Raw genomic sequence first — 17561 nt, forward strand, 5'->3', positions numbered from 1 at the left:
GGCAGAGCGTGTCTTAACGCCTTACACAAAAGCGGTTAATACATTGGCAAGGGGAAAGCGGTTTGGGTGAACAATCACCAACACGTATCGTGTTTTTTGATTTGGACGGCACGCTACATCGTCAGGACATGTTTGGCTGTTTTTTGCGTTACTTGCTAAAACGCCTGCCGTTAAATTTACTGCTGGTCATTCTGGTGCTGCCGGTGGCCGGGCTGGTATTGCTGGCGCGCGGCAGGGCTGCGCGCTGGCCAATGAGCGCTCTGCTTTGGGCCATCACCTTTGGTCGCCGTGAGGCACATTTACAGGCGCTAGAGCATGCCCGCTTTCGTCGCTGGGTGACGCCATTTCCATTGGTGCAGCAGCGCTTGACCGAATATCTCGCCGCTTCGGACGCGCAAGTGTGGTTGGTAACCGGTTCGCCGCAGCGTCTGGTTGAGCAAGTTTACCATGATTCCACATTTCTGCCCGGCGTCAAACTGATGGGCAGCCAGATGGTTCGCGGTTATGGCGGCTGGGTGTTGCCGTTGCGCTGTCTGGGGCGGGAGAAGGTGGTGCAGATGGAAAAACAGCTTGGTGCGCCACTTCAATTGCACAGCGGGTATAGCGATAGCAAGCAAGATAATCCGCTGCTGTTTTTTTGCGAACACCGTTGGCGCGTGACGCTTGCAGGCACGTTGCAACAGTTGGAGTAACGGTGTCGGCGAGGCAATAAGCACTCTGCTTTTTCTTCACACCCTGTATAATGCGCGCGACCAAAAAAGCGCGATGAATACCCGGGAGACACCATGAATGACACCCTTGATGGCCATGACACGCCTGGTGAATATTGGATGCGTCATGCCCTGACTCTGGCCCAACGGGCGCAGGAGGAGGGGGAGGTGCCCGTCGGTGCCGTTCTGGTTCTGGATAATCAGGTGATTGGTGAGGGCTGGAATCGCCCCATCGGCCATCATGATCCGACGGCGCACGCCGAAATCATGGCGCTGCGTCAGGGGGGAAAAGTCTTGCAGAACTATCGCTTAATCAATGCGACGCTGTATGTGACGCTTGAGCCTTGCGTGATGTGCGCCGGGGCGATGGTACACAGCCGTATTGGTCGACTGGTGTATGGTGCCAACGATGAAAAAACCGGGGCAGCAGGATCATTGGTCGACATCCTGCGCCATCCTGGTATGAATCATCAGATAGCGATCACGTCTGGCGTGCTGGCTGCCGAATGCGCTCATACCCTCAGCGATTTTTTCCGTATACGCCGCGCGCAGCATAAAGCACGACGTGCTCAGGAAAAGGCTGGCGGGGCAGCCTAATACCTTATTTGCCGAGTTTTTCTGGCGGTATGGCAGGGTAAGCGCTCGCTAACAGTTCCTGCTGCTGGATTTTATTGGCTTTCTCGGTCAGATATCCTTCCAGACTCAGCATATAGTGGCGGATATTTTCAACGTAGTTATAGGCTTCGTGGCCGCGTGCATAGCCGTAGGTGGTCTGGGTATAGTAGCGTTTCTGGCTGAGCATCGGCAGGCGAACCTTCACATCCGCCCAGCTATCGGGATTACCCTTCTGTTTTTCCGTCAGTTTGCGCGCATCCAGCAGATGGGCATAGCCCATATTGTAGGAGGCCAGTGCAAACCAAATCTTCTCATCTTCGGGAATGCTTTCCGGCATTTTTTCCATCATGTGCGCCAGATAGCGCGCACCACCGCGAATGCTCTGTTCCGGATCGAGTCTGTCGGTCACATCCAGGCTCTCTGCGGTATTGCGCGTCAGCATCATCAACCCGCGCACGCCGGTCGGTGAGGTCGCCAATGGGTTCCAGTGTGATTCCTGATAAGAAATAGCCGCCAGCAATTTCCAGTCAATGTCGCTGGCATATTTGGCAAACAACGGTTGCAGATCGGGCAAGGTGTTATCGATGGCGCTCAGGAAGGTGCGGGTATCGACATAATCAAATTCACCCACATGGCCGAGGTATTTCTCTTCCAGGCGCGCCAGCGTGCCATCTTCCACAGTTTGGCTGAAAAAGTCCAACAGGGCGGCGTACAGGCTGTCGTCCTGGGTACGGCGCATATACCAGGTGACCGGTTCTTCGTCGCTCAGATCGAACGCTACGGAAAGCTGCGGGTGAATGCGCTGCATCAAACCGATGGTGACGGAATCTGCCAGCGTGTAATCCAACGCGCCTTGCGCCACCTGTTTAAGCAAATCCTGCGTGCTCAGGTCTGAAGCGGCTTCCCAGCTTAAGGCTGGATATTTATTGTTTTTCAAATCGCGTAACGTGGCGATATGGGCTGAGCCCGATGTGACCGCTAACCGACCACTCAGTTTCTCCAGATTTTTAGGGCGCGTGGCACCCATGCGGTAAACCAGTTGCTGCGAGACGGAATAGTAGGTTGGCCCAGCGCGAAAGCGATCCAATCGCTCATGGTTGTAGATCAGCCCGGCGGTAAGCAGATCGGCATTATCGCTGTCCAGATCATCGAACAAGGCGTCAAGATTTGAGCGTGCCGATACCGCCAGCTTCACGCCAAGGTAATCGGCGAATCGTTTAGCCAGTTCATAATCAAGCCCTGAGGGGGTTCCGTTACTGAGGGTATAGGTCAGCGGCGAATTGAGCGTGCTGATACGCAGCTCGCCCCGAGAAAGGATCTGATTGATCCGTGTATCCTGGCCGCTGCGCCAGGGGATGTTGGGCCAGAGCGCCAACATCAGCAGTAACGTAATAACCCCAATAAAAAAATAATTTAATGTTAAACGCTTCAAATAGTTATCTCTCGGTGGCCGTGTGGCCTTTCTGTCTGTAACGGCAGTTTTTTTGTCTACACTCTCCCAGAGTGGGGGCATTTTGCTTAACAAACCGCCAGTGTGAAACAGTTATCCATCAGGTTAAAGTTTGACCATGACGAAAATAAGATGTGCAACAAACTCTGCGCAAACGGTTTCGTCGGGCGTCACAATTCTCTATAATGACGCGCGTTTTCCCCCTTGGCTGCGCGACAAAGTAGCGCCCACTGACGTACTGAAACTCAGTACATCGAAGACGAGAGATTTTTTAGATGATGGAAATACTGCGTGGTTCACCTGCCCTATCGGCCTTCCGTGTAAATAAGTTGCTGACGCGTTGCAAAGAGCACTTTTTGCCAATTAGTGACATCTATGAGGAGTACGTTCACTTCGCCGCCGTGCGTGCACCACTGAACAGCGATGAGCAGGTTAAACTGACACGACTGTTAAAATATGGCCCCTCTCTCGCGGAGCATGAGCCAAGTGGGCGCTTACTGTTGGTCACACCGCGTCCCGGCACCATTTCTCCCTGGTCTTCCAAAGCTACCGATATTGCGCGCAACTGTGGCCTGGACAAGGTGATTCGTCTGGAGCGCGGATTAGCCTTCTATATTCATGCGCCGACGCTGAGCGATGAACAGTGGCAGCAACTGGGCGCGTTGCTGCATGACCGCATGATGGAAACGGTATTCACCGAGATGGCGCAGGCGGAACAGCTGTTTGCCCAGCATCAGCCAGCCCCGTTGAAACGGGTAGACGCTCTGCTGGAAGGGCGTAAGGCGTTGGAACAGGCTAACGTGCGTCTGGGACTGGCGCTGGCGGAAGATGAAATCGACTACCTGTTGGATGCCTTTACCCGTTTGGGCCGCAATCCTACCGACATTGAACTCTATATGTTTGCTCAGGCCAACTCTGAGCACTGCCGCCACAAAATTTTTAAAGCCGACTGGGTGATTGACGGTGAAGCACAGCCCAAGTCGCTGTTCAAAATGATCAAGAACACCTTCGAGCACACGCCAGAACACGTGTTGTCTGCTTATAAAGATAACGCGGCGGTGATGGAAGGTTCCGAAGCGGGGCGTTTCTTTGCCGATCCGCAAGGGCACTATGCCTACCATCAGGAACCGACACACATTCTGATGAAAGTGGAAACCCATAACCATCCGACGGCCATTTCTCCCTGGCCGGGTGCGGCGACCGGTTCCGGTGGCGAAATTCGCGATGAAGGAGCGACGGGGCGCGGTGCCAAACCTAAAGCGGGTCTGGTCGGGTTCTCGGTCTCTAACCTGCGTATTCCTAACTTTGAACAGCCGTGGGAAGAAGATTTCGGTAAGCCGGATCGCATCGTCAGCGCGTTGGACATTATGATTGATGGCCCGCTGGGCGGCGCGGCCTTTAATAACGAGTTTGGTCGCCCTGCGCTGACCGGTTACTTTCGTACCTATGAGGGGCAGGTTGACAGCCATAACGGCAGCGAGCTTCGCGGTTATCACAAGCCGGTGATGCTGGCGGGCGGTATTGGTAACATCCGTGCCGATCACGTGAAAAAAGGCGAGATCACGGTAGGCGCCAAGCTGATTGTGCTGGGTGACCCCTCCATGAATATCGGTCTGGGCGGCGGTGCAGCCTCCTCCATGGCCTCCGGCCAATCGGACGCCGATCTGGATTTCGCCTCCGTACAGCGCGATAACCCGGAAATGGAACACCGTTGTCAGGAAGTGATCGACCGTTGCTGGCAACTGGGTGAAGAGAACCCGATCCTGTTTATCCACGACGTGGGGGCGGGCGGTCTGTCCAACGCCATGCCGGAGCTGGTAAGTGATGGCGGGCGCGGCGGGCGTTTTGAACTGCGCGATATTCTCAACGATGAGCCAGGCATGAGCCCGCTGGAAGTGTGGTGTAACGAATCGCAAGAGCGCTATGTACTGGCGGTTGCACCGGAAAAACTGGCGCTGTTTGATGAACTGTGCCGCCGTGAGCGCGCCCCTTACGCCGTGATTGGTGAAGCGACGGAAGAGCAGCATTTAACCTTGAACGATCGCCACTTCAATAATCAGCCGATCGATCTGCCGCTCGACGTGCTGCTGGGCAAAACACCGAAAATGCTGCGCGACGTCAAACGCCTGGCTAGCGAGGGCACCTTGCTGAACCGAGAAGGCATCTTCCTGACCGAAGCGGTAGAGCGTGTGATGCACCTGCCGGTGGTGGCAGAGAAAACTTTCCTGATCACCATTGGTGATCGTTCCGTGACCGGTATGGTGGCACGCGATCAGATGGTCGGACCGTGGCAGATCCCGGTGGCAAACTGTGCCGTTACTACCGCAAGCCTCGACAGCTACCACGGTGAAGCGATGTCGATTGGCGAACGTGCACCTGTGGCGTTGTGTAACTTTGGTGCCTCCGCGCGTCTGGCGGTAGGGGAAGCATTAACCAACATTGCCGCGACCCAGATTGGCGCGTTAACGCGCGTGAAGCTCTCCGCAAATTGGATGTCGGCAGCAGGACACCCCGGTGAAGACGCCGGACTTTACGAAGCGGTAAAAGCCATCGGCGAAGAACTCTGCCCGGCATTGGGGTTGACCATTCCGGTGGGTAAAGACTCCATGTCGATGAAAACCCTCTGGCAAGACGGCGATCAAGAGCGCAGCGTCACCTCTCCGCTTTCACTGGTGATCACGGCATTTGCCCGCGTGGAAGATGTGCGTAAAACCGTCACGCCGCAGTTGCGTACCGATCGTGATAACGTGCTGCTGCTTATCGACCTGGGTGCCGGGCACCATACGCTGGGCGCGACAGCGTTAGCACAGGTCTACCGTCAGTTGGGCCGCCATACTGCGGATGTGCGTAATCCGCAACAGTTGGCTAGCTTCTTTAATGCTATCCAAACGCTGGTGGCGGATGATGCGCTGCTGGCCTATCACGACCGTTCTGATGGGGGCCTGTTGGTGACGCTGGCCGAAATGGCGTTTACCGGTCATTGCGGCATCGAGGTTGATATCGCGGCATTGGGTAACGATCCGCTGGCCTCGTTATTTACTGAAGAACTGGGTGCTGTGATTCAAGTGTCCGCCGATCGTCTGGCGTACGTTGAGCAGGTAATGGCCGATCACGGTTTGGGTGATATTGCTCATCGTTTGGGTCATGCCGCTCAGGGCAACCGCTTTGTGATTACGCATGGCAACGATGTGGTGTATCAGGAGAGCTGTACCACGCTACGCACCTGGTGGGCGGAAACCACCTGGCAGATGCAGCGCCTGCGTGACAACCCAAACTGTGCCGATCAGGAACATGCTGCTAAACAGGATGAGACCGATCCGGGCCTGAATGTCTCACTGACGTTCGATCCAGCACAGGATATTGCAGCGCCCTTTATCGCCAAAGGTGTGCGTCCTAAAGTGGCGGTGTTGCGTGAGCAGGGTGTTAACTCTCACGTTGAGATGGCGGCCGCGTTCCATCGCGCCGGTTTTGACGCCATCGATGTGCACATGAGTGATTTGCTGGCAGGCCGTCGCAACCTTCAAGACATCCAGGCGCTGGTCGCTTGCGGTGGCTTCTCTTACGGCGATGTGTTGGGTGCCGGTGAGGGCTGGGCGAAATCCATTCTGTTTAACCCGCGGGGGCGCGATGAGTTTGCCGCTTTCTTCCAACGTCCGCAAACGTTGGCACTCGGCGTATGCAACGGTTGCCAGATGATGTCCAATCTGCGCGAACTGATCCCGGGCGCAGACCACTGGCCGCGCTTTGTGCGCAACCTGTCTGACCGCTTTGAAGCGCGCTTCAGCCTGGTTGAAGTCACCAAAAGCCCGTCATTGTTTATGAATGACATGGTGGGATCGCGTATGCCAATCGCTGTTTCTCACGGTGAAGGGCACGTTGAAGTGCGCGATGCTGCCCACTTGGCGGCGTTGGAGCATGAGCATCTGGTCGCACTGCGCTTCGTGAACAACTTTGGACAGATAACCGAGAACTATCCGGCGAACCCGAACGGTTCTCCGAACGGTATCACGGCAGTCACCAGCGCCAGTGGTCGCGCTACAGTGATGATGCCGCACCCGGAACGCGTTTTCCGTACCGTGAGCAATTCCTGGCATCCGGAAACCTGGGGTGGAGACAGCCCGTGGATGCGCATGTTCCGCAACGCGCGCCGTCAGCTTGGCTAAGGGTTAGCTGGACATTGACTATAAAAGGGGCGAATAGCCCCTTTTTAATCTGATGACAACGCCACGTTACCTGCTAGTCATCCTCGGCGAAAGCTGGGATCTCTTTAAGAAGAAACGCGTCTCTTCTGCAAGAGATTCTCGCCTTCTCAGGAATGACGGAGGGAGGAATGACGGCTTAGGTAGGATGTCGCAATACAGCGACAATTGGCTCTATTAATGTCTCTTTTTGGAGACATTTAATTAATTGATTTTATTGAGTCGATACATTAAGTGATATAAATCGTCTTTTTTGACTACAGGTTTTAGCAATTGGCGGCGTAGTATGACGTGAATAAAAGCTCCTTACCGTCCTTTAACCGACTGATGTAAATTTAAGTTATTATTTATCAGTTAGTTAAAATCAATATTGCGAACTGGCATGAATGGTGCGTAATATCACTCGTTGCTCATTCACCTCGTTATGATTGCGCTGTTGATGATGTCGTTTTGCGCTCATAACACTCCGAATGACGCCACAAGAAAGGGTGCCTATCGTCCACTACACCGATAACAGTCTGCTATGCAGCTTTATCAAACATCGGGCGACACGTTGAGTGAGGCACCACCTATTCAGTTGCCCGGTTAGCGCATACTTAACCGGGCAGCGACTGACTCTCTTTTCTGTACCTCTTGATGGGTTTATCACCCCCGCTTACTCAAGGGAAAAACATTGCGCTTTTATGCCACTTCGTTAGCATCATGACGGATGAATAAATAACGAGATGATTTCCTTGAAACGTTGGCGTCTGTTTCCGCGCTCTTTGCGCCAATTAGTGATTATGGTGTTCCTGCTGGTCCTTTTGCCGCTGTTGGTGCTCGCCTATCAGGCGTATGACAGTCTGGATACGCTGAGCGAACAAGCGGCGGACATTAACAAATCCATGCTGGTGGACGCGCGCCGCAGTGAAGCCATGAGTGGCACCGCATTGGCGATGGAGCGCAGCTATCGCCAATACTGCGTGCTGGATGACAGCACGCTGGCTACCCTCTACCAAAGCCAACACAAACAGCATGTGCAGATGCTGGAAGCGCACAGAAATGTCCTGCCCGATCCCCGCACTTATCAACAGCTAAGCCAGCACCTTGCCGCGCTGGCGACCCTGGATTGTGCCAATAGCACGCCGACTAACGCGGCGCAGGAACAACTGACGCAGTTTGCTCAGGCCAATGCGCAACTGCTGCAAATGACGCGTGAAGTGGTGTTTTCTCGCGGGCAGCAATTGCAACAGGACATCGCCGAGCGCGGCAAGTTTTTCAGCTGGCAGTCGCTGGTACTGTTTATGGTCAGTTTGCTGTTAGTGGTGCTGTTTACCCGTATGATCATCGGACCGGTTAACGGCGTGGAGCGTATGATCAAACGCCTGGGAGAAGGGCGATCGCTCGGTAATACCAGCACTTTTAAGGGGCCAAGAGAGATTCGTACGCTGGCACAACGTATTATCTGGCTGAGTGAGCGACTTTCCTGGTTGGAATCGCAGCGGCATGAATTTCTGCGTCATATCTCCCATGAGCTGAAAACCACGTTGGCGAGCCTGCGCGAAGGCACCTCGCTATTGGCCGACGAAGTTGTCGGGCCATTGACGTCGGATCAAAAAGACGTGGTGGCTATTCTGGATAACAACAGCCGGCACCTGTTGGAACTTATCGATCAGTTGCTGGATTACAACCGCAAGCTGGCGGATACCCCAACGGAGATGGGGCCTGTCGACATTGATGAGGTGGTGGATATCGCGATATCTTCGCACAGTTTGCCTGCGCGCACCAAGGCGATCCACACCGAAACGCGGCTTGATATTACCCAGTGCTGGGCCGAGACCACATTACTGATGCGCGTTATCGATAATCTCTGTTCCAATGCGGTGCACTACGGCAAGGAATCCGGTAACATTTGGATTCGGAGTCGCCAGCATGGGCACCGGGTTCAAATCGACGTTACCAACGATGGCGCGCCGATCCCTGAAGCAGAACAAGGCATGATTTTTGAGCCCTTTTATCAGGGAAGCCACCAGCGTAAAGGTGCGGTGAAAGGCAGCGGTCTTGTGTTGAGCATCGCGCGCGATTGTATTCGTCGTATGCGGGGGGAACTGAGCCTGATACCGGTGGATTATGCTGACGTCTGTTTTCGTATTGAATTGCCCTTAACCGCTGAGAATGAATAACAAATGAAAGCAAGGTGCTCTGACGGCAGGGTTCGCGGTTCGGTGTTGGCGCTCCTGGCGCTGCTCGCGGGCTGCGTTGACACTACCCATCACCGTATTGCGATACGTGACGTTGAAAATGTCACGCCGAGGGAACAAGTGAGCGACTACCGTCTGACGCAGTGCGATAGCCTGTGGCACATTGACGATCGCGACGCGGTGAATAACGCCCTTTATTGGTTGCGGGCGATGGATTGTGCTGAGCGATTAACCCCGCAACAGGCGCGTGAGGCGGCGCAAACGCTGGGGAGCGCGACCTGGGATCAGGCATTCAAGCAGGGCATTTTACTCGATCAAGTCAAAATCACCCCGGCGGAACGACGTCAGGCGCTCGATCGGCTGAATGGGTTTCAAACGGACTTTCCCGCGGCGCTGCGTCCGCTGCTGCAAACCTGGCAGGACAAGCAAACGTTCTGGCTGGCGTTGACGGATGAGCGCATACGCACTCAGCGTTTGCAGGAGGCCAACGACAAACAGCTCGAAGTAATGCGGGTTCAACAGAGCAATTTGCAATATCAACTGGATGTGACGACGCGCAAACTGGAAAACCTGACGGATATTGAGCGTCAACTTTCTACCCGCAAGCCGATGAGCAGTGAACTTCCGGAGCCTGCGGCTTCGCATGAGTCTGGCGCGGTTGAACGCCACTGTGCGCCTGCGGCGTCAAAATAGGAGCCTACACGCCCATGACAACTCGAAAAACGGCTGATTTGCTGCTGGTCGATGACGATCCCAGTTTGCTAAAACTGCTGGGAATGCGTTTGACCAGCGAAGGGTTTCATGTCGTGACGGCTGAAAGCGGCGCGGAAGCGCGGCGCGTGCTGGCACGCGATAGCATTGACTTGGTCATCAGCGATTTGCGCATGGATGAAATGGATGGCCTGGCGCTATTTTCTGAAATACAGAAGCAGCAACCAGGACTGCCGGTGATTATTCTTACCGCTCACGGATCGATTCCGGACGCTGTGGCCGCTACGCAGAAAGGGGTATTTGGCTTTTTGACCAAACCGGTGGATCGCGATGCGCTCTATAAGGCGATCGATGATGCGCTGGCGCTCAGCGCCCCAGCCGGAGAATCTCACTGGCGAGAAACCATCGTGACGCGTAGCCCGGTGATGCTGCGTTTGCTGGAACAAGCTAAACTGGTGGCGCAATTTGACGTTAGCGTGCTGATTAACGGCCAGAGCGGAACCGGTAAAGAAGTGCTGGCGCGGGCAATCCACAGTGCCAGTCCACGCACAAAAAACGCGTTTATCGCTATTAACTGTGGCGCACTGCCGGAACCGTTGCTGGAGTCTGAACTGTTTGGTCATGCCAAAGGCGCGTTTACCGGTGCGGTCAGCAGCCGCGAGGGGTTGTTTCAGGCGGCTGAAGGGGGTACGTTGTTCCTTGACGAAATCGGCGATATGCCGCTGTCTTTACAGGTCAAACTGCTGCGTGTATTGCAGGAACGTAAGGTGCGTCCATTGGGCAGCAATCGGGATATCGATATCAATGTGCGCATTCTTTCCGCCACGCACCGCGATTTGCCGGTCGCCATGGAAAAAGGCGAATTTCGTGAAGATCTCTACTACCGTTTAAATGTCGTGACCATGAAATTGCCCGCACTGCATGAACGGGCCGAGGATATTCAGCTGCTGGCAAATCATCTGCTGCGTGAAGCGGCCAATCGGCATAAGCCGTTCGTTCGCAGTTTTTCCAGTGATGCAATGAAACGCTTGATGACGGCGAGTTGGCCCGGTAATGTGCGTCAACTGGTGAATGTGATTGAACGATGCGTGGCGTTGACCAGTGCGCCAGTGATTAACGATGCGCTGGTAGAACAAGCGTTAGAAGGCGAGAATACCGCGTTGCCGACCTTTGTGGAGGCACGTCACCAGTTTGAGCTGAACTATTTACGTAAGTTGCTGCAAATTGCCAAAGGCAACGTGACGCAGGCGGCCAGAATGGCGGGGCGTAATCGCACCGAATTCTATAAATTGCTTGGACGTCACGCATTGGATGCCAACGATTTTAAAGAGTGACAACGCGTTTGACGTTGTTACACCTGACGTTATCGTTTCACTGAATGTTTGTTACTGATGCCCGACTGCGGTCGAAGAGAAACAGGTTCACAAAGGTTATTTCATGAAAAAAATAGATGCGATTATCAAACCGTTCAAATTGGACGACGTACGTGAAGCGTTAGCCGAAGTGGGTATCACCGGCATGACTGTCACGGAAGTAAAAGGATTCGGGCGCCAGAAGGGCCATACCGAACTGTATCGCGGTGCAGAATATATGGTCGATTTTCTGCCCAAGGTAAAAATCGAGTTGGTGGTTGCCGATGACATCGTCGATACATGTGTCGAAACCATCATTCAGACCGCCCAGACCGACAAAATTGGTGACGGCAAGATTTTCGTGTTTGATGTGGCACGCGTGGTGCGTATCCGTACTGGCGAAGAAGACGAAGCGGCTATCTGATGCTTTAGCCACGATCCTCGCCGAGCGAGGATCGTGGAATGTCCTGTCAAAGTGCGGTGGGTGTCCAGCCCGCTAGAACCTTGTCCTTAGTGTATTCTGCGGCCTGCTCTGCGGTGAGCTGACGCCGTCCGTCATTTTTTCTGCTTTTCTGCACCCGCACCGGTTGAGTGGTATTCGAAGAAACGCGAATCCTGAGGTTGGAACCAGATTTTCTCGCCTTTGATATCTTTGCCGGACATTTTGTCCCAGCCATAGATCACATCGTCCATCTCGGTGTTGATAAACACTGTTTGTCCGATAGCGTTAGGGTCGGCATAGCGGCCATCAGGGAAAGTGGTCGTCGGATGCCAGGGGCGACCGAGCGCATAGCTTTTCGCAGGGACATTATTGCCTTCCTTGAACACCCGGCTGTTAGTAATCACCAGACCGTACTTCTGGTTGATATCAGTGCTGGGAGCGGTTAGGTAGCCATAGGATTCATCACCGGGATTTACGCGCGTGCGGGCGACGATATCGCAATCATCAAACAGCGCCGTGCCGTTACCGAAAATAAAGTCCACGGTGCCGCTGATACGGCATTTCTCAAAGAAACTGCGACCCCCCCCTTTGACATACAGCGTGTCTTGATAACCTACCAGACTGACATCGTGGAAGTAGGCACGATCGCTCTTCTCCGCCACCAACAGTGCCACGGCCTGAGTGTCTTTTATCTTGGTCGGGTCATCACTCTTCTTGGCTTCAGTGCACCTGCGGCAGTATCCACAGCAATAATGGTGTGGTCACGGTCTTCTCCCTTAAAATGCACGTTGGGGCGGGTAATCACCAGGCGCTCGTGGTAGGTGCCCTTTTTGATGTAAATAACAAACGGTGTGGTATCGGCAGGAGCGCTGGCGATAGCCTCACCAATGGTTTTAAAGGTGTTGGGTGCAGCAGGTGCCGTGGCAGAAACCACCGCGTTAACATCTGAACTGGCAATGACGTGCTGCCAGGGGGCGGCCACCAGAACGGCCAGCGCAATCGCGCCTGAGAGGGGTTTAAACATACCGATCATTCCTTAACTGTAGTGTCCGAGAGGTAAAGCCCATCTATTCGCACGATGGGAAAGCGCCCCTTAGCAAACGCTCAGGGGAGTAAAGCCTTAGTGTTTTTTCTTGAGCAGATAATCGGCCAGCGGGCGCAGTGTGTCGTCGACGCGAATGCTGTCTGCCACGATCTCGGCCACGGCAATCGCACCTTTTTGTTGGAAATGGGTGGTATCTGGTTTGCTGGTGCTGCCCGCTTGATCTTTGTAGTACGGATAGCGTTTAGGATCGATCACCAGCCAGTACTGTTTCCAGTGATGTCCGTTATCCTGGTTAGCCAGTGCAATGGTATCGGGTTCGACATCCAGCAAAGGGACATTGTTGGCTTTCGCGGTATCTTTGATGGTTTGGCTGTAATCACCGATAAAGGCAAAGCCGTTTTCAGCATTTTGACGGGTGAAGTGACTGTGAACGGCAGGGGTGCCGTCTTTGCCTTGTGCATCTTTCACGCTGGTTGTTGGTGTTAGCAGCACTGGGATCATCTGATGCTGGCGGGCATAGGTGATATAGCGTTCCAGCGCGTTCTGGAATGACATGTCTGGTTTACCCTGCGGGAATTGGCGCTTGCCTGCCGCATCATTGGGGTAGGTACACAGGTTGCCGACATCCGCCGCGCCGCGTACCGCTCTGGCACCGTTACAGTTCTGATCGTTGTGGCCCATCTGAATGAAAATGTAGTCGCCGGGCTGCATCTGTCGGAACCAGCCTTCATAGAAGAAATCGCGCGAGCTGCGTCCGGCACGGGCACCGTTGATCACTTTGACGCTGCCGTCATGGCGGAATTGCTGTTCAAACACCTGTGCCCAGCCCATACGTGGGAAACGCAGTTTCTCGTAGTTGGCGGCGGTAGAGTCGCCAACGATAAAGATGCGCGTCTTGGCCTTTTTGATCTCATCCAACTGACAATGCGCATAGCCATAATCCAGCCCTTCGTAGCTGCCATCGGCGCTAAGACCAACGATCGGTCGGAACACGCTGTCCGTCAGTACGGTGTGGCCCGCTTGCCCGCTGTCGTTATGGTAGTTGCGGTTGTGATTGATTACATCGACCAGTTGGCGAACGGCTTTTTGCTGCGTTGCCGGGTAGTGCAGGGGATCAAACTGTGCAGGGTTAGTGATACCCGCCTGTTTTAACGCGGGACCGAAACCGGCATGAAACACCGCATTAGCCTGTTTCCAGGTTGCGGCTGAGAGCGCTGGCGTGCCTGCATCATCGGAGAGTTGCTGCGGGCCGATGTAGCCTGCCGGCGCGGCCATGTCGGAGGCGATGCGATCGGTAAATGGGTTAATGTTGGCGATGTTTCCTTTACCCGATTGAGCGGTTGGCAACAACGCGCTCAGGCAGATGGCACACGCCTGATTGTTCAGCAAACAGTTATTGCCGCCGTACTCAACCGCAGACAGGCTCAGCGGTGCCGTTAATTCAGAGACGTCCAACTGGTAGTGGCCCTGCTCATCCGTTTGCGTTTGGCGACGGTGCCCTTGTTGGTCACGCACAATAATGGTGGCGGGCAGGCGTGCATCGCGGTGTGCAACGATGCCTTCGAGCGTGGTGTGTTCTCCCAACACCGTGGCGGGTAGCGTTTCGCTAGCCGGTGCTGCATTCTTTTGTGTATGGGCATAGCCCACGGAAGAGCTAATCAGCAGCGCAAGCGTAATGCGGTGAGAAAATCGTGTAGACATGGTCAGATACATCCCTTGTAGCAAAAAGTAGTAAAAAAGACGACGTCGTTTTGGTGGTGTGCAACAGGCTTGCCGCAGTGCTAATGATTCTTACACAAACTCCTTGTTAGTTCGGCCAAAAAAGTGGGATGCAAACAGGCCGCGGAGCAAATTAATAAGCTAAAACTGCGTTTTTTTAAAATGAAGCGTTATTTTAATTACGGTGTGGCGGATTTTTGTGATCGATACCGTTTTTTATCATTACCGGATCGTGTGGGAGCATAAATTTGTGATCGTGGATAAGATTACCGCGCGTGCGTTTGCCCGCGCGGTGGGTGCTTGCGAGTCGGCGCATTACACGACTTTATGTGGGCCAAAGCATTCGTAGTGTAGCTGTGGGGGGGCGATGCCCAATGCGAGGAGTTGATGAGCGACGAATTGCATAAAGGCCACCGGGCCGCACAGATAAAAATGCATGTTGGTATTGATCAAACGGTATGCCAGTTTGTCCAGCGCCATTACGCCTTGATAGTGAAAATCCTCACCGGGACGATCGTCTTTACCGGGCTGACGATACCATACGTAACGTGTCAATGTGGGCCATTGCTGGTTAATCTGCGTCAGCTCATCACCAAAGGCATGCACATCGCCGTTGTCAGCGGCATGCAACCATAGGACGTCCGCTTCATGCGCCTGATCTTTTAACTGATGCAGCATGCTGAGTAACGGTGTTTGCCCTACGCCCGTAGAGATAAGCGTGACCGGTGTAGTGGGGGTGGCCGTTAAAAAGAAATCCCCGTGGGGAGCAGCCAGTGAAATGATATCGCCTTCCTGTGCAATGTCATGCAGATAGCCGGAAACGGTTCCTTGAGCCTCGCGTTTTACCGCAATGCGATAAGTGCGGCCATTGGGGGCGTGCGTCAGGGAATATTGGCGAATCTCCTGATGAGTAAGGCTGTCGTGGCGAATGTAGACTGCCAAATACTGACCGGGTTTAAAATCCACCACCGGTTTGCCATCGACAGGTTCCAACGTAAAACTGGCGATCAGCTCACTTTGCGCCTGCTTTTTCACGATGCGAAAGGGGCGCGTGCCTTCCCAGCCGCCGTGCTGGCTTGCTGCATCCTGATAAATGACGCGTTCACGCTGAATAAAAACATCAGCCAATACGCCATACGCCTTGCCCCAAGCATACAATATCTCCTCGCCGGGTCTAAACAATTCGTCCAGCGTGGCCAGCAGATGCTCGCCAACGATGCCATATTGCGCAGGCTGGATCGAGAAGCTGGCATGTTTCTGTGCGATACGCTCCACCGCAGGCAGCAGCGCCGAGAGGTTGTCGATGTTGGCCGCATAGGCGCAGATAGCGTTGAATAAGGCTTCTCGCTGATCGCCATTGCGCTGATTACTCATGTTGAAAATGTCTTTCAGTTCAGTATTGTGGCTGAACATGCGCTGATAAAAATGGGCGGTCAGTGCCGGGCCGGTTTTTGCCAGCAAGGGCAGGGTCGATTTTATGATAGCGATGGTTTTTGCATCTAGCATGGTGACTCCAGGTGTTTTTATAAGATGTATTTTTAATACATCTTATTCGAGCGTTGACCCGTTGTAAATCCCTGCTTTGTGTTGGTGTTTATTGTGCCAACGGGAACACAAAATGAAGAAAATGCAGGATGCAGATGAAGAAAACTCCCTTGCCAGCACATGAAGTCATTAGGCCGCTAAGCCTTGTGCTGCTTGAAGCTAATCGTTTGCGTAAAAACCTCTGTCAAGCCCTATCATGCAAGGGGATAAACGGTTTACACTATAGGCCAATACCCGTTGCGGGCATTTTTACTGTACATATAGTTAGCTGAGTCAGGAGATGCGGATGTTAAAGCGTGAAATGAACATTGCCGATTACGATGCCGAACTGTGGCACGCGATGCAGCAAGAAGTGGTGCGTCAGGAAGAGCATATTGAACTGATAGCGTCAGAAAACTACACCAGCCCACGTGTTATGCAGGCTCAAGGGTCTCAGTTAACCAACAAATATGCGGAAGGATATCCCGGCAAACGTTACTACGGCGGCTGCGAATATGTTGACATCGTAGAGCAACTGGCGATTGACCGTGCTAAAGCGCTGTTCGGTGCTGACTACGCTAACGTGCAACCGCACTCCGGTTCCCAGGCCAACTTTGCCGTGTATACCGCGCTGCTGCAACCGGGTGATACCATTCTGGGGATGAACCTGGCTCACGGCGGTCACCTGACCCACGGCTCTCCGGTTAACCTGTCTGGCAAACTGTACAAAGTGATTCCTTACGGTATCGATGAAAGCGGTAAAATCGATTACGAAGAAATGGCTGAACTGGCACAAACCCACAAACCGAAAATGATCGTAGGTGGTTTTTCTGCTTACTCAGGCGTGGTTGACTGGGCGAAAATGCGTGAAATCGCTGACAGCATTGGTGCTTATTTGTTTGTGGATATGGCACACGTTGCGGGTCTGGTCGCGGCTGACGTTTATCCTAACCCGGTTCCTCATGCGCATATCGTCACGACCACTACCCATAAAACGCTGGCTGGTCCGCGCGGCGGCCTGATTCTGGCCAAGGGCGATTATGAAGAACTGTACAAAAAACTGAACTCTGCCATCTTCCCTGGCGGCCAGGGCGGCGCATTGATGCACGTTATCGCCGGTAAAGCGGTCGCGCTGAAAGAAGCGATGGAACCTGAGTTCAAAGTTTACCAGCAACAAGTGGCGAAGAATGCCAAGGCCATGGTTGAGGTGTTCCTGACGCGCGGTTTCAACGTGGTTTCTGGTGGCACCAGCAACCACCTGTTCCTGCTCGATCTGGTAAGCAAAAACCTGACCGGTAAAGAAGCCGATGCCGCTCTGGGTCGCGCTAATATTACCGTTAACAAAAACAGCGTGCCGAACGATCCGAAGAGCCCGTTTGTTACCTCCGGTATCCGTATCGGTACGCCAGCGGCAACCCGTCGTGGCTTCAAGGAAGCGGAAGTGCGTGAGCTGGCAGGCTGGATCTGTGACGTTCTGGATAACATCAATGACGAAGCGACCATTGAATGCGTGAAACAAAAAGTCCTCGCTATTTGTGAGCGTTTCCCGGTTTATGCCTGATAGCCAGTAACCGATAAGTTAACGCCAGCCTTCGGGATGGCGCTCTTTCTCAC

11 protein-coding genes and 1 pseudogene are annotated in these 17561 nt (G+C 53.8%); 8 read left to right on the forward strand and 4 right to left on the reverse strand.

The genetic code is table 11. The features are described from left to right. The first annotated feature begins 62 nt into the window (after nt 1-62). Nucleotides 63-692, forward strand: coding sequence for a phosphatidylglycerophosphatase C (gene yfhb / locus JZM30_RS05290; RefSeq protein ID WP_252317815.1), 630 nt, complete (start codon nt 63-65; stop codon nt 690-692). 93 nt (nt 693-785) lie between these two features. Continuing rightward, nucleotides 786-1307, forward strand: coding sequence for a tRNA adenosine(34) deaminase TadA (gene tadA / locus JZM30_RS05295; RefSeq protein WP_252317816.1), 522 nt, complete (start codon nt 786-788; stop codon nt 1305-1307). A 4-nt stretch (nt 1308-1311) separates the two neighbouring features. Here the strand turns inward: tadA and mltF are convergent, their stop codons facing one another. Continuing rightward, a complete protein-coding gene (gene mltF / locus JZM30_RS05300) occupies nt 1312-2838 on the reverse strand; it encodes a membrane-bound lytic murein transglycosylase MltF (protein ID WP_438801465.1) in 1527 nt (508 codons plus the stop codon). A 215-nt stretch (nt 2839-3053) separates the two neighbouring features. Between mltF and purL the strand changes: the two genes are divergently transcribed. The 5 genes from purL to glnB all read left to right on the forward strand — a co-directional run bounded on the left by purL (nt 3054) and on the right by glnB (nt 11641). Beyond that, nucleotides 3054-6938: a phosphoribosylformylglycinamidine synthase gene (purL, locus tag JZM30_RS05305; protein WP_252318005.1), complete on the forward strand. Its 3885-nt coding sequence runs from the start codon at nt 3054-3056 to the stop codon at nt 6936-6938. A 761-nt stretch (nt 6939-7699) separates the two neighbouring features. Beyond that, entirely contained in the window at nt 7700-9136 is a 1437-nt protein-coding gene (locus tag JZM30_RS05310; protein ID WP_252317818.1) for a sensor histidine kinase, read from the forward strand. 42 nt (nt 9137-9178) lie between these two features. After that, on the forward strand, nt 9179-9847 hold the full coding sequence (qseG, locus tag JZM30_RS05315) for a two-component system QseEF-associated lipoprotein QseG (RefSeq protein ID WP_252317819.1): 669 nt from the start codon (nt 9179-9181) through the stop codon (nt 9845-9847). 14 nt (nt 9848-9861) lie between these two features. Next, nucleotides 9862-11199 carry a two-component system response regulator GlrR gene (gene glrR / locus JZM30_RS05320; RefSeq protein WP_252317820.1) on the forward strand — a complete coding sequence of 446 codons (1338 nt, stop codon included), beginning with the start codon at nt 9862-9864 and terminating at the stop codon, nt 11197-11199. A gap of 103 nt (nt 11200-11302) precedes the next feature. After that, a complete protein-coding gene (gene glnB, locus JZM30_RS05325) occupies nt 11303-11641 on the forward strand; it encodes a nitrogen regulatory protein P-II (RefSeq protein ID WP_252317821.1) in 339 nt (112 codons plus the stop codon). Between the two features lie 46 nt (nt 11642-11687). On the opposite strand, the pseudogene JZM30_RS05330 reads toward glnB, so the two are convergent. From JZM30_RS05330 to hmpA, 3 genes and pseudogenes are all read right to left on the reverse strand, one after another. Continuing rightward, a pseudogene (locus JZM30_RS05330) lies at nt 11688-12683 on the reverse strand (pectinesterase family protein). Between the two features lie 96 nt (nt 12684-12779). Next, complete coding sequence (gene paeY / locus JZM30_RS05335) at nt 12780-14405, reverse strand: pectin acetylesterase PaeY (RefSeq protein WP_252317822.1); 1626 nt, start codon at nt 14403-14405, stop codon at nt 12780-12782. A 333-nt stretch (nt 14406-14738) separates the two neighbouring features. Beyond that, on the reverse strand, nt 14739-15929 hold the full coding sequence (gene hmpA / locus JZM30_RS05340) for an NO-inducible flavohemoprotein (protein WP_252317823.1): 1191 nt from the start codon (nt 15927-15929) through the stop codon (nt 14739-14741). A 325-nt stretch (nt 15930-16254) separates the two neighbouring features. On the opposite strand from hmpA, the gene glyA reads away from it, so the two are divergent. Continuing rightward, complete coding sequence (gene glyA / locus JZM30_RS05345; RefSeq protein WP_252317824.1) at nt 16255-17508, forward strand: serine hydroxymethyltransferase; 1254 nt, start codon at nt 16255-16257, stop codon at nt 17506-17508. Nucleotides 17509-17561: the final 53 nt, after the last annotated feature.

This window comes from Candidatus Symbiopectobacterium endolongispinus (assembly GCF_018777385.1).
GTDB lineage: Bacteria > Pseudomonadota > Gammaproteobacteria > Enterobacterales > Enterobacteriaceae > Symbiopectobacterium > Symbiopectobacterium endolongispinus.

What these genes read in the sequence shown, in the direction of transcription:
- glrR (WP_252317820.1), top strand. Translation starts at nt 9,862, where the DNA reads ATGACAACTCGAAAAACGGCTGATTTGCTGCTGGTCGATGACGATCCC.
- hmpA (WP_252317823.1), bottom strand. Translation starts at nt 15,929, where the DNA reads ATGCTAGATGCAAAAACCATCGCTATCATAAAATCGACCCTGCCCTTG.
- JZM30_RS05310 (WP_252317818.1), top strand. Translation starts at nt 7,700, where the DNA reads ATGATTTCCTTGAAACGTTGGCGTCTGTTTCCGCGCTCTTTGCGCCAA.
- purL (WP_252318005.1), top strand. Translation starts at nt 3,054, where the DNA reads ATGGAAATACTGCGTGGTTCACCTGCCCTATCGGCCTTCCGTGTAAAT.
- glyA (WP_252317824.1), top strand. Translation starts at nt 16,255, where the DNA reads ATGTTAAAGCGTGAAATGAACATTGCCGATTACGATGCCGAACTGTGG.
- tadA (WP_252317816.1), top strand. Translation starts at nt 786, where the DNA reads ATGAATGACACCCTTGATGGCCATGACACGCCTGGTGAATATTGGATG.
- glnB (WP_252317821.1), top strand. Translation starts at nt 11,303, where the DNA reads ATGAAAAAAATAGATGCGATTATCAAACCGTTCAAATTGGACGACGTA.
- mltF (WP_438801465.1), bottom strand. Translation starts at nt 2,838, where the DNA reads ATGCCCCCACTCTGGGAGAGTGTAGACAAAAAAACTGCCGTTACAGAC.
- paeY (WP_252317822.1), bottom strand. Translation starts at nt 14,405, where the DNA reads ATGTCTACACGATTTTCTCACCGCATTACGCTTGCGCTGCTGATTAGC.